The 12,746-nt window shown below is 73.3% G+C and carries 9 protein-coding genes; 3 read left to right on the forward strand and 6 right to left on the reverse strand.

Annotated elements, in window-relative coordinates:
- Positions 1-55 precede the first annotated feature (55 nt).
- The gene (locus ABZ635_RS19800) at positions 56-1,621 is read right to left on the reverse strand and encodes a DUF885 family protein (protein ID WP_357767119.1); all 1,566 of its coding nucleotides are present in this window, start codon (positions 1,619-1,621) and stop codon (positions 56-58) included.
- Positions 1,622-1,840: 219 nt separating this feature from the next.
- Between ABZ635_RS19800 and ABZ635_RS19805 the strand changes: the two genes are divergently transcribed.
- Entirely contained in the window at positions 1,841-2,473 is a 633-nt protein-coding gene (locus ABZ635_RS19805) for an ElyC/SanA/YdcF family protein (RefSeq protein WP_357767225.1), read from the forward strand.
- Positions 2,474-2,558: 85 nt separating this feature from the next.
- Here the strand turns inward: ABZ635_RS19805 and ABZ635_RS19810 are convergent, their stop codons facing one another.
- From ABZ635_RS19810 to ABZ635_RS19820, 3 genes are all read right to left on the reverse strand, one after another.
- Positions 2,559-3,992 carry a hypothetical protein gene (locus ABZ635_RS19810; protein ID WP_357767122.1) on the reverse strand — a complete coding sequence of 478 codons (1,434 nt, stop codon included), beginning with the start codon at positions 3,990-3,992 and terminating at the stop codon, positions 2,559-2,561.
- 120 nt (positions 3,993-4,112) lie between these two features.
- A complete protein-coding gene (locus ABZ635_RS19815; protein ID WP_357767125.1) occupies positions 4,113-4,733 on the reverse strand; it encodes an ElyC/SanA/YdcF family protein in 621 nt (206 codons plus the stop codon).
- A 100-nt stretch (positions 4,734-4,833) separates the two neighbouring features.
- Positions 4,834-5,475, reverse strand: a complete 642-nt coding sequence (locus ABZ635_RS19820; protein WP_357767128.1) for a DUF1707 domain-containing protein — start codon at positions 5,473-5,475, stop codon at positions 4,834-4,836.
- Between the two features lie 1,014 nt (positions 5,476-6,489).
- Here ABZ635_RS19820 and ABZ635_RS19825 point away from each other — a divergent pair.
- Positions 6,490-8,313, forward strand: coding sequence for a UvrD-helicase domain-containing protein (locus ABZ635_RS19825; protein WP_357767131.1), 1,824 nt, complete (start codon positions 6,490-6,492; stop codon positions 8,311-8,313).
- A 142-nt stretch (positions 8,314-8,455) separates the two neighbouring features.
- Here ABZ635_RS19825 and ABZ635_RS19830 read toward each other — a convergent pair whose 3' ends face one another.
- Complete coding sequence (locus tag ABZ635_RS19830) at positions 8,456-9,895, reverse strand: DUF6114 domain-containing protein (RefSeq protein WP_357767133.1); 1,440 nt, start codon at positions 9,893-9,895, stop codon at positions 8,456-8,458.
- A gap of 4 nt (positions 9,896-9,899) precedes the next feature.
- Positions 9,900-10,547, reverse strand: coding sequence for a DUF6230 family protein (locus tag ABZ635_RS19835; protein ID WP_357767136.1), 648 nt, complete (start codon positions 10,545-10,547; stop codon positions 9,900-9,902).
- Between the two features lie 216 nt (positions 10,548-10,763).
- Between ABZ635_RS19835 and ABZ635_RS19840 the strand changes: the two genes are divergently transcribed.
- Positions 10,764-12,611 (forward strand): GMC family oxidoreductase, encoded by a 1,848-nt coding sequence (locus tag ABZ635_RS19840; RefSeq protein ID WP_357767138.1) that lies wholly within the window; start codon positions 10,764-10,766, stop codon positions 12,609-12,611.
- Positions 12,612-12,746: the final 135 nt, after the last annotated feature.

Genomic DNA, 12,746 nt, shown 5'->3' on the forward strand with positions numbered 1-12,746 from the left:
CGTCGCGACCACCGTAACAGACTGTGCCGGGAGCGCGCCCGCGTGCCGGGGCCGGTCAGGCCTCCAGGGCGGCGTCGATCAGACCCAGGGGCGGGGAGCCCAGCCGGAGCAGGGCGGCGTGGAAGCGCGCCAGGGAGAACCCGCTCCCCCACCGCTCGCGGGCCCGCTCGCGCAGCGCCAGGATCTCCAGCTTGCCGAGCGTGTACCGGCCGTAGGTGGGGTCGAAGGTGGCGCGGCGGGCCTCGGACAGGGCGGCCGGACCCTGGAGCGGAGTGTCCTCGGAGAAGCGCGCGGCGGCCTCCTCGACCGTCATCGTGCCGGTGTGCACGCCGATGGCCACGGACAGCCGGGTCACGCGGATGAGCGCCTCCAGCCACACCCCGATCTCGTAGTGGTCGGCGGTCCAGTCGGGGTCGCCGAGGCGTTCGGCCGCGTAGGCGCCGAATCCCTCCTCCAGACACATCTCCTCGGCGTAGTGGGCCCAGCCCTCGGCGAAGGTCATGGAGTGCAGGGCGCGCCGGACCGGGGTCGGGGCCTGGCGCAGCGCGCGGCTGTGGGAGAAGTGGCCGGGCGCGACCTCGTGGACGCTCACCGCGGGCAGGGTCGTGTGGCTGAACTGCTCCAGCCACTCGGCGGCCTCCCGCTCCGAGAGCCCGGCGTCGGGCGGGGTGATGTAGTAGAAGGACGGGGTGTCGGCCTCCCAGGGCCCGGACCAGGCCATCATCGCCGTGGCCCAGCGCAGCGAGGGCGGCGGTACGTCCACCCGGCACTCGCCGTCGTCGTACGGGACCAGCCCGCGCTCGGCGGTGAAGTCGAGGGCGATCCGGGTCCAGGTACGGGCCGCTTCGAGGACACCGTCCGGGTCGGGGTGCCGGCGGGTGAGTTCCCGGCTGAACTCCATCGGGTCGCGCCCGGGGGCCAGCCGACCGGTGGCCTCGGCGAGCGCGGCGCGCAGCCGGTCGCGTTCGGCGTCGGCGCGGGCGCTCAGGGCGTCGAGGTCGACCTCCATCGCCTCGCCGGTGCCCATCAGGCGGCTGAGCGCCTCCGCGCCCAGGGCGGCGCTCGCGGGTCCGTGTTCGGCGGCGTGCTCGACGTGGGCGAGCAGGCGGGCGTGCGCGGCCAGGGCGTCGCGGCGCACGTCCTCGGGGACCCGATCCGGGAGCCCCTCGGCCAGTCCCCGGACGGAGCCGAGGAGGGCGCGGGCCACCGGTGCGCTGAGCCGGTCGAGGGCGGCCACGGCGTTGTCGGCCAGGCCCGGCCAGAGCCTCAGGTGGGCGACGCGGGCCGCGTCGCGCTCGGCCTCGGGGGCGTAGGCGCGTTCGTAGCTGGCCAGGTCCATCTCGCCCACGTGGTGGAGCGGATTGGAGCGGTGGTCCTCCAGCTCGCCCAGTTCGTAGCGGAGGCCGTTCTCGACGGCGGTGAGGTGGGCCTCGTCGTAGGGGTCGTCAAGGGGGTCTCCGCCGAGCCGGTCCAGGCCCGCGCGGACCCCTTCCGGGGAGAGGTCGGCGGCCCTGCCGTCGTACTCGTGCATGCCCGCGCCGTCGCGCGCGGCACCGGGGGTGAGGTCGGCGATCGCCCGCAGTCGCGGGGGGAGTGGGGATACGTGGGACTGTGCAGACATGGGGCGACTCTAACCCGGGGGCGCCGTCGGGGCGGGCGGGTGGGCGAGTGCCCCGGTGGCACGGACGCGGAACTCCGGTCGGCCCCCGCGCGTCTCCCTGGTGTGACGACCTCCCCTCAGACCCCCGACAACGAACCGGTTCCCGACGCGGCCGCCCCCGGCGACGCGGCCGCCGGTGCGCGCGAGCGCCGGGCCGCGTGGCGCCGGTGGCTGGCTCCGCTGACCGCGACCGCGCTGCTGCTGGGGTTCGCGCCGTTCGCCGGGGTGCTCGCCTCCACCAGCGCCCAGCGGTACTCCGTCGACACGGTGCCCGACCGGCCGGTGGCCGTCGTCCTGGGCGCCGGGGTCCGTCCTGACGGTCGGCCCAGCCTGCTGTTGGCCCAACGCCTGGACCTGGCGGCGGAGCTCTACGAGAACGGAAGCGTCCGGGCCGTCCTGGTCACCGGCGACAACGGGGTCGAGCACTACAGCGAGACCGACACCATGCGCGACTACCTGGTGGCGGCGGGGATACCCGGGGACCGCGTGGTGGGCGACCACGCCGGGTTCTCCACCTGGGACTCCTGTGTCCGGGCCCGCGAGGTGTTCGGGGTCCGCGAGGCCACGGTCGTCACCCAGGAGTTCCACCTGCCGCGCGCGGTGCGCCTGTGCAGGGCCGCGGGGATCGACGCGGTCGGGGTGGGCGCGGCCAGTATGCGTGAGCGGGGCCCCGCGACGGTTTACGGCTGGGCCCGCGAGGTCCCCGCGGCGGTGGCGGCACTCGGCACGATGGTGTTCCGGCCCGACCCCCGGTTCCTCGGCGACTACGAGACCGGAGTGGACGACGCCCTCGCCGCCGACGACGCACCCTGACCCACGGAGCCGGTCGGCCCCTCGACCAGAGGCTCCGCCCACCGGCAGCGCAGCCGGTGGGCGGGGCCGGGCGGACGGTCCGGGCTCAGCGGCCTCCGCCGAAGAGCCGGCCGAACAGACCGCCGGGGGCCTCCGGTGCCTGCGGTGCCGCGGGGGCCTCCGAGGGCTCCTCGGCCTCCGGCTCGGGTTCCACACCGACCAGTGCGCAGAACTCCTCGGCGTCGTCCGGCAGCGCCCAGGCGCGCAGGGTCGCGGTGAACTCCTCGTCCTCCCACGCGGACGCGGGCAGCTCCGCGATGGCCCACAGGACCTTCAGCGTCTCCTCGTCGTAGTCGGCCTGGGCGTGCTCCTCGGCCGTGTGCCCCTTGGAGCGCGGGCCCAGCACCATCTCCAGGCCCGCCCCGGTGACCAGGGCGCGGGAGTCGTCCTCACCCTTGATCAGGCCCGGCAGGATGTCCAGGCGCAGGCGCCGGGCGCGGTCGCCGGCCCTTCCCAGCGCGAGGAAGCCCAGGACCTGCGGGGAGCGCTGGCCGCAGTGCGGCCACGACTCGTTGAACAGGCCCTCGTAGCCCACGGTCGTGCCGCCGCCGCGACCGATCCGGCGCAGGGCCTCCCTCGGGGTGTTCTCCCCGTGGATGAGGACGAGGGCCACCGAGGCGGCGAAGGAGTTGTAGAGGTTCCCGCCCGCCATCTGGTGGGTGAGGCCGATGGTGGTGTCCACGTCCCGGGGGTCGGCGACCTGACCGAGGGCGAACAGTTCGGCGGGGAGCGGCTCCCCGCCGTCCAGGCCCTGGGTCATGATCTCGCGCATGGAGGTGGGGGCCTTGGGGGCCGGGCGCAGGTCCTTGGCCAGGAGCACCTGGGAGGCGCCGGTGATCTCGGAGGAGATCCGTTCGGCGTCGGAGGGCAGGAACCCGAGCAGGTAGCTGACCCACTCTCCCGCGCGGTCGAGGCCGCTCCGGTTGGCACCGCCGTTCAGGAGGGTGACCAGGTCGGGAACGCGGGCCAGGACGGCCTCGTAGGTGTCCAGCTCGGCCTGGAGCAGCTCGGCTCCGTCGTCGGCCTCCATCACGGCCAGGCGGTTGCGCATCCGGAGGTAGTGCTGTTCGTCGGGGGCCTCCTCCATCCAGGCCCGGTACTGCTCCCGTACCTTCTCGGCGTCGTGGGAGACGGCCCAGGCCACCTCGTCACGCCACTGGGCGAGGTCGCGGTGCTGAGGGAAGCGGTCCTCCGCGTGGGCGCTGACCAGTTCGAGCAGCAGGCTCAGGGGGCGCCACCGGTCGGTGGGCGGGGTGTCCTCGGCGATCGCGATGTCGACGAGGCGGTCCACGATCGCGGGGGCGGCCCGGTGGCCGGGGGCGGGGTAGTGGACGAGGTCGTGCAGGTCGGACAGGGCGCTGTCGCTGGCCGCGACCCGTTCGAGCAGCTCGGGGACGCGCTGGCCGCCTTCGGGGACCAGGGCCTCCCAGTCCGCGTCCGCCGTGGTGTCGTGTGGTTCGTTTCCCGTGGTCGCGTTCATGTGCCGATTATCCCGGCTCGACGGGACCGCGCGCATCGGTACCCGCGTCGCACTCGTCACCGCGCTCCGGGCCCCGCGCGCCGGTCACGCGGCGCACCGGGCGCACCAGGCGCCGGAGGCTTAGGAGTCCGACTCGCTGAGTTCGGCGCGCAGCGGCTCGGGGCGCAGGACCGCGTCCTTGAGCGCCTTGGCGGCGGCGCCGACCTCGCGCACGTAACCGATGAGGGTGGAGCGGCGGCGGGCGCCGAGGCTCGGGTCGCCCACGCCGACCGCGTCGATCCCGGCCGCGCGGGCCAGTGCCACGGTGCGGGGCAGGTGGAAGGACTGCGTGACCATGGTGGCGGCGTCCACCCCGAAGGGGCCGCGCATCCGCGCGCAGGTGTCCCAGGTCCGGTACCCGAACGGGTCCGCCGTCACCAGGTGCGCGGGGACGCCGTGGGCCACAAGGTAGTCGGTCATGGTGTCGGTCTCGCGTCGGGAGACCTCGCGGTTGTCCCCGGAGACGATGACCCGGTCGACCTTCCCCGTGTCGACCAGTCGCACGGCGAGGTCGAGACGGCGGGCGAGCAGGGGCGAGGGGCCGTCGTTCCACGCCGCGGCTCCGAGGACGACGGCGACCGGGCGGTGCGGCACCGCGTCGACGGTACGGCGCCGACCCGCGCTGGCCAGGTGAATCCAGGCGTAGGGTGCCAGTGCCAGGGCGCACGCGCCCGCGACGATCGACGCGATCAAGATGCCCACGGCCCGAGTCCTCCCGCTCTTCGCGCGGCCCCTGCCGCACGGCCCCACCATCATGGCGCACGGCGGGGCCGGGCGGGCCGGTCCGGTGCTCGCCCGGAGGTCACCCGAAGAGGTCGGCCCAGCCGCCGGACTTCTTGTGCCGCACCTTGAGGCTGCCGCCCTGGTTCTTGCCCGTGATGACGAAGTGCGGGGCGTCGTGGCGCGCGATGGAGTCGACGTCCGACCGCTGGCTGCCGAACCAGGTGGCCTCGACGTTGACCTCGGCCGTGGCGCCGTCGGGGATGATGAGGTCGCCCGAGCCCCAGGAGACGTCCACCCAGACCTCCGTCACCCGCGAGGTGAGGCGCGCCTGGCGGAAGTCGAGTTTGGCCTCGCCGAAGCGGACGTTGACCTCGACCCGCTGGGGAACGGTCCACTCGCCCTTGCGCACGACGGAGTCGCCCTGGCCGGTGAGGACAAGGGCCTGTCCGCCGCCGGAGAGCGGTCCGGGCGTGCGGGGGGCGAGCCCTCCCGGGCTCGGTGCGCTGGCGGGGGCGGCGCCGAAGCTGCCCGCACCGGCGGGGAGGTCGGCCACGATGGGCTGGATGTCGGCGTAGGTCTTGGCGGCGTACACGGCGCCGAGGCGTTCGTCCAGCTCGTCGAGGTCCAGTCGTCCCTCTCCCGCGGCCTCGCGCAGGATCTCCGCGACCTGGTCGCGCTCGGTGTCCGAGATACGCAGTTGGTTCCTGTCGTTGGGGGCCACGTGCTCGTCCCGCTCCTTCCGCCCGGTTTGTCGCCACCAACGTTAGAGCATGTGCCCCCGTCCGTGGGGGCCCGGAGGGCACGGGTGGGGCGTCGGTCGGCCTGCGGGCCCGGCCGATCACGTGCCGGGGGACCGAATGTCGCACCCCCGGGGCAGGATGTTGCGTGGTTCGACGACGTGCGGCGGACCGGGAGAGGAGGTTGCGTGGTGAGGGGACCGGGCACGGCCCGCACGGCCCGGGCGGTCGTCACCGCGGACGGGTTCCGCCGAGGTGCCGTGGCTTCGGCGGTTCCGGGGCTTTGGGGACGCCGGGCACGGGGTACCGCTTCTCTAGGGTGGTCGGTGTCCCGCTCCGGAGCGGTCGACGGCCGCACTCCGTGCGCGGACCGACGACCGTGTCCTCCGGGTGGTTGAGGACTCTGCCGGGGTAGGACGGACCCCGGCAGAGTCCTGAATCACGCGTGGTGCGCCCCGGGTGGGTACACGATCTCGCACCGCACGGCCCTCCGCACAGAGCGTGTCCGCAACCGGCCAGAGTGTGAGCCCGGGCCGGTCGTCCTCTCATGTTTGCGGCGCTCCTCCGCCATGCCCGCTTCCCGGGTTTCGGCCCTCCTCCCTCCGCGGACCCATCTCCACTCCCCCATCCCGCTCCCCCCAGCAAGAACAGTGAGACACGCGCCCATGGGACAAGTTTCGGTCGGTTACATAACCCCACTTTCGGCTTCCGTCGCGCAGCGAGGAACCGCAGGTCAGCCCGGCGCCGCTCCGAGACCAGGGGCGACCTCCGAAAGGCAGTCGAACGCCCTTTCGCAAACACCACCCTGACCTGCCAAGAAGCGGCGACCCGAACGACAGGGAGCGCCGCCGAGAATCCGCCACGAAGCGGCGTTTGCCCAAATTCCGCAGCGAGCAGGTTTCAGGTGAGAGCGGAGCCCCCGGGCTCCCTCGGACGACACCATCCGCTCCGCCGTCCGCCAGAACACCACCAGGTCGAAGACCGGAGGAGACCACCACGTGTCCGCCCTTGCGATCGCCCCGACGTTCCTCAGCGACTTCAACCGCCTCGCACCCGAGGTCCAGCTCGACACCCTGGCCGTGATGCGCGCCTACCAGGCCGGTGAGCACCCCGAGACGGAGTCCGTCGCGGACGCCGCCGACCCGGGTGTCCGCATCGTCGGCATCGCCCCCGACTGGTCCGGCGTCATCGTCCCCGACCTCGCCGCCGAGGCCGAACCGGGCCGTGACGACGACACCGCCGACACGCACTACCGCCTGCTCACCGTGCGCCCGCGTGAGGAGGCGCTGCGCTTCGCCCGCGGCCTGCGGCCGCGCACGGCGTCCGGAGTCCTGCGCGAGGCCGGGGCCCCCGAGGCCGACCCCCGCCCCCTCGGGCCGCCCGAACTCGCCGACGCCCTGGGAGCCCCCTTCGACCGGTGGCGGGTCACCCTGCACCCGGACCAGCTCCGGCTCGCGAACGCGCGCTTCCGGGGATCGGCACGAATCACCGGCGGCCCCGGCACCGGCAAGACGGTCCTGGCCCTGCACCGCGCCGCCCGCCTGGCCGAGCTGGACGCCGACGAGAACCCCGGCGACCACGGCGAGTCGGTCCTGCTCACCTCCCCCAACCGCACCCTGGCCCAGTCGCTGTCCGACCGCCTCGACCAGCTGCTGCCCGACCCCGACACACGCTCCCGCGTCCGGGTGGCCACCACCGACGGTCTGGCCCACTCGATCGTGCGGGCGCACTCCGGGGTGGCCCCGCGCACGCTGGCACTGGACGAGCTGGCCGAGCGCTGGCGCGCGGCCGCGCTCACCGACGGCCTGCCCTTCTCGGGACGCTTCCTCGCGGACGAGTGGGAGCAGGTCATCCTGGCCCAGGGTCTGGAGCGGCTCCCCGACTACATCCGCTGCGAGCGCAGCGGCCGTGTGCAGCACCTGGCGCCCGAACACCGGCGCCAGGTCTGGGAGGCGGTCCGCCGCTACGTGGGCGCGATGCGGGTGGAGGGCCTGTGGTCCCAGCCGCAGCTGGCCGGTGAGGCCGCGCGTCTGCTCGGCCGGTCCGGCCCGGCGTACCGGCACGTGGTGGTCGACGAGGCCCAGGACCTGCACCCGACGCAGTGGCGGATGCTGCGCGCCGCCGTCCCGGAGGCCGCGGACGACCTGTTCGTCGTGGCCGACCCCGACCAGCGGGCGTCCGACCACCGGGTGTCGCTGGCCTCACTGGGCATCAACGTCCGGGGCCGGGGCCACCGGCTGCGGGTCAGCTACCGGCTGACCCAGGAGATCCTGGACTGGAGCACGCCGATCCTGGGCCGACGGGCCGCCCAGGGGGCGACCGACGACCCCGACACGGTCTCGGGCCACAGGTCGGTACTGCGCGGCGCCGCCCCGCAGGTGCGCGGCTTCGCGAGCCGAGCCGAGGAGTTCGGCGGCCTGGGCGAACGTGTGCGCTCCTGGATCGAGGCCGGTGTGCGTCCGGCGGAGATCGCGGTGGCCGGGCGCAACCAGTGGGTGGTGCGCGGCGTCACAAAGGAGCTGGAGGCCCTGGGGGTGCGCACCACGCCGTTGGAGGGCGCCTCCGACCCCTCCTCGGTCCGGGTCGGCACGATGCACCGGATGAAGGGACAGGAGTTCCGCTGTGTGGCGCTGGTCGGGGTGAGCGACCACCTGCTGCCGCCCAAGGCCGCGCTGGAGGCGGCCGAGGGTGACCAGGTCGCGCTGGAACACACCCACCAGCGGGAACGAACGCTGCTGTTCGTGGCCTGCACCCGCGCCCGCGACGCCCTGTACGTGTCGCACGTGGGACAGCCCAGCCGCCTCCTCGCCGAGAGCTGGTGAGGCGCGCGGCGGCGGCTCCGCGCTGAGCGGCCGAGGGTCCGACCGGGCGGGGCGGCCCGGTCGGACCGGCCGCTCCGGCGGGGGCCGCACACGGCGCGCGGGGGCGTCACGCCCGAGACGCCCCCGCGCGGTGCCGGTGCGGTCAGCCGCCGTACCGGCCGTTCAGGTCGGGGATGGTCATGACGTCGGTGTAGGCCATCGGGTTGCCCACGTCCACGTCGGTGACGTACATGATCGGGAGCAGGAGCGGGGGCGGGAAGTCCGGCGTGAAGGTCAGCGGGATGCCGAGCAACCGGACGTGCATGCGGGTCACGTGCATCTCCACGTCGCCGGTCATGTTCATGTCGGGCAGCCCGAGGCTGCGACGGGTCCCGAGGTCGTCGAACCACAGCTCCCCGCCCCGGACGTCTCCGCTGCTCATGGTGAGGCGGATGTAGCGCTGGGGCCCGTCCTGGGTGGGGCACTCCACGACACCCCGGTAGCGGGCGCCGTACATGGCGAGGCTGTCGGCGGTGAGGCCGGAGTCGCGGACCGACCCCTGGAAGCAGTCGTACTCGGTGTCGACCGTGACCTCCGGGTACAGTCCCTCGTCCCGGGCGGCCTGACAGGCCAGGACCGCGGCGAGGAGGTCCTCCTCGTCCTCGGCCAGGGCCGCCTCGCCCACGCGGGGCTCGCAGTCCACCGCGTCGCCCTCCTCCTCGGGTTCGGTCTCCTCGTCTTCCTCGTCCTCCTCGTCGGTGTCGTCCTCGGGTTCCTCGGCGCCGGGCTCGTCCGCGTCCGGGTCCGAAGGGGCGGGGGTGGGCCGACCCGGCCGCTCGGTGGGTTCGTCGGAGGGCGCCTCCGAGGGCTGCTCCTCGGACTGGTCACCGCCGTCTCCGGGGAAGAGCCAGTCCCAGGGCCAGCCCAGAGTGGGGGCGGGAGCCGAGGCGAACGTGACGGCGGCGGCGAGCGGCAGGGCGACGGCGGCCAGGTAGCGCGAACGCCCACCCGGGTCGACCGGGTCGTCGCCCGCCTCGTTCGCCGGTTCAACCGGCCCGCCCGCGCCGGAACCCGACCCACCGGTCGCCGACACCTCGGCCTCGGCGCGGTCCCCGCTCTCAACGGGGTCCCGGTCCTCGTCGGGGTCCCCGCCCTCGGTCGCGGTGTCGGAAGTCTCGATCGGCGGCCGGGCCCCGCGACGTCGGCGCGGCCGTCGGCGCGCCTCGGGAGACCACGCGAACACCAGGGCCCCTCCGACGATGCCGAGCAGCATGCCGATGACGAAGCCACCGAAGTTCGAGGTCGGGAACGACACCAGCGCCAGCATGAGCCCGACCAGGCCGAAGAACACGTGTTGGGCGGGCTGGAACCAGCTCAGCGCGCCGAGCGAGATCAGCAGGAACGCGATGAGGGGCCCGTAGACCCCGGCGATACCCGCGTAGATGACCAGGTCGATCGGAAGGACCAGGCTCTGGGCGGCGGGGGCGACCAGGAGTTCGACCCCGGCCACGACCAGCAGGAGTCCGCCCCAGAACGGTCGGGTCCGCCGCCAGCCGCGGAACCAGGACCACCCCGAGCGGATCGGTGTCAGTGCGTGGGCCATGGGCTCAGAAGCACTCGTGGTTGCCCGGCTTGATCGCCAGGTTCAGCCCGCTCAGGCGCAGGGAGCCCGAGCTCACCGCCCAGGTGGTCATCTCCATGTCGGAGACGGTGATCGTGTCGGCCTGGAGACCGAAACCACCCGCGGGCCCCTGTCCGCCCTCCGCCTTGTCCAGGGTGCTGGCGTCCCGCCCGATCTCGATGGCTCCGAACTCGGCGTTGCCCTGGAGCTGCTCGATGTCGATGACCAGGTTGCTTCCCTCGACGGGGCTGCTGGCCCCGGCGTTGATGACGAGGGTCGCCTCGCCGATGGGCAGGTCCCACAGGGAGGACATGCACAGGTTCTCCAGCTCGGCGCTGTTCACGGTGGACAGGCCGACCGCCCGGGCCGATCCGTCCACGGAGTTGGCGACGTCGCCGTACTGGCTGAAGCCGGTGCCGACGAGGGAGTCGGCGGACATCTTGAAGCTGTCCCCGGAGACCGCGAAGGAGGCGGCGAGGAGACCCTGCGTGGTCATGGCGCCGAGGACGCCGGCCGCCACGAACCCGGGAACCGCCGCGAGAGCGAACCTGCGCCAGCGGGTGCCGCCACCGCCTTCGTGCTGCTCAGGCGCGTCCTGTGGCGCTTCGGGCGCCTCTACGGGGGCCTTGGGCATGTGAACCTCCAGTGGTCCGCCGCCGGGGGGTGCGGCGAGGGGAGCGATACTTGCGCCGAAGCACGCCTCGTGTGTTATATGGAACACACCTTACTCGGCGGTAGTGACGAACATTACAATATTCAATGTCACATTTCTAGATGGTGCATTCATCGTTGCGGACTCGTATCCGGCGCATTACGGGTCCCGCGTCCGACCTGGAGAGAGACCCGAACCATGTCCCCTCAGCGCACGGAAGAACCCGCCGAAGGACCGAAGACCGTGGATGACACGTTCGACTACGACGTGGTAGTGATCGGCTCCGGTTTCGGGGGATCGGTCAGCGCCCTCCGCCTCACAGAGAAGGGTTACCGCGTCGGCGTCCTGGAGGCGGGCCGACGTTTCACACCCGAGACCCTGCCGTCATCGTCCTGGGACGTGCGGAACTTCCTCTGGGCCCCAGGCGCCGGGCTCTACGGCATCCAGCGCATCCACCTCCTGCGCGACGTGATGATCCTGGCCGGAGCTGGTGTCGGCGGCGGTTCGCTCAACTACGCGAACACGCTCTACCACCCGATGGACGCCTTCTTCGAAGACCCGCAGTGGCGCCACATCACCGACTGGAAGTCCGAGCTGGCTCCCTTCTACGACCAGGCCCGGCGCATGCTCGGCGTCCGCACCAACCCCACCGTCACCCCCTCGGACGTCCACCTCAGGGCGGTCGCCGAGGACATGGGGGTCGGTGACACCTTCCGCCTCACCCCGGTCGGTGTGTGCTTCGGCGACGGCCGGGACGGCGACGGTTCCCGGGCGGTGCCCGGTGCGTCGGTCGGCGACCCCTACTTCGGCGGCGCGGGCCCCGAACGCCGCGCCTGCAAGGAGTGCGGCGAGTGCATGACCGGCTGCCGCCACGGCGCGAAGAACACCCTCACCGAGAACTACCTGTACTTCGCCGAACGCGGCGGGGCCGAGGTGCACCCGCTGACCACCGTCGAACGGCTGCGCGAGCGCCCGCCCGCGCAGGGGGGCGGGTACGCCGTGGACACCCTGCGCACCGGCTCCGCCCGGCGCCGGTCCAACGCCCGCACGTTCACCGCGCGCCAGGTCGTGGTCGCCGCCGGGACCTACAACACCCAGACCCTGCTGCACCGGATGCGCTCCGACGGGCTGCTGCCCCGGCTCTCGGAGCGGCTGGGCACGCTGACCCGTACCAACTCCGAGGCCCTGGTGGGCGCCATGAGCAAACAGGTGCCGCCGCCGGAGGACCTCACCCACGGTGTCGCCATCACGTCCTCGATCCACCCCGACGAGAACACCCACATCGAACCCGTGCGCTACGGCAAGGGCTCCAACGCGATGGGGTTGCTCACCGCGATCCAGGTGCCGGGAGGCGGCAGCGTCCCGCGCTGGCTGCGCTTCCTCGGACTGGCCGCGCGCCACCCGACCGTGTTCCTGCGCAGCTTCTCCAACCGACGCTGGTCCGAGCGGATCATCATCGGGCTGGTCATGCAGTCCCTGGACAACTCGCTGACCACCTCGGTCCGGCGGGGCCTGTTCGGCGGCCGGAAGAAGCTCACCTCCCGGCAGGGACACGGCGAGCCCAACCCCACCTGGATTCCCGCCGGTCAGGAGGTGGCCACACGGCTGGCCGACCGGATCGACGGTTACCCGGGCGGCACGGTCGGGGACATCCTCAACATCCCGATGACCGCCCACTTCCTGGGGGGCTGCCCGATCGGTGACAGCGCGCGGACCGGCGTGATCGACCCCTACCACCGCCTGTACGGCTACCCGGGCCTGCACGTGGTGGACGGTTCGGCGGTCACCGCGAACCTGGGCGTGAACCCGTCATTGACCATCACCGCCCAGGCCGAGCGGGCGATGTCGATGTGGCCCAACAAGGGCGAGGAGGACACCCGCCCGGCACCGGGCGAGGCGTACCGGAGCGTGCGGCCGGTCTTCCCCGAGAACCCCGCGGTTCCGAGCGGGGCCTTCGCGGAGCTGCGGTTCACGAGATCGCTTCCGCTGAGCGTGGTCGAGACGGCGGCTCCGTCCGAGCCGCCGTCCGCGAGGATCGACGGCTGAGGGCTCCCGGGACGGACGGGCCCGGACATCCGCGTCGGTGTCCGGGCCCGTGGCCCGTGTCGGGGGTGGGGTCCGGCATGGGGGCGCGGTCGGGGACTCGGGCGGGGGCGGGGGCGGGGAGATCGAAGTCATGCG

It is taken from the genome of Nocardiopsis sp. NPDC007018 (assembly GCF_040635075.1).
Taxonomy (GTDB): Bacteria; Actinomycetota; Actinomycetes; order Streptosporangiales; family Streptosporangiaceae; genus Nocardiopsis.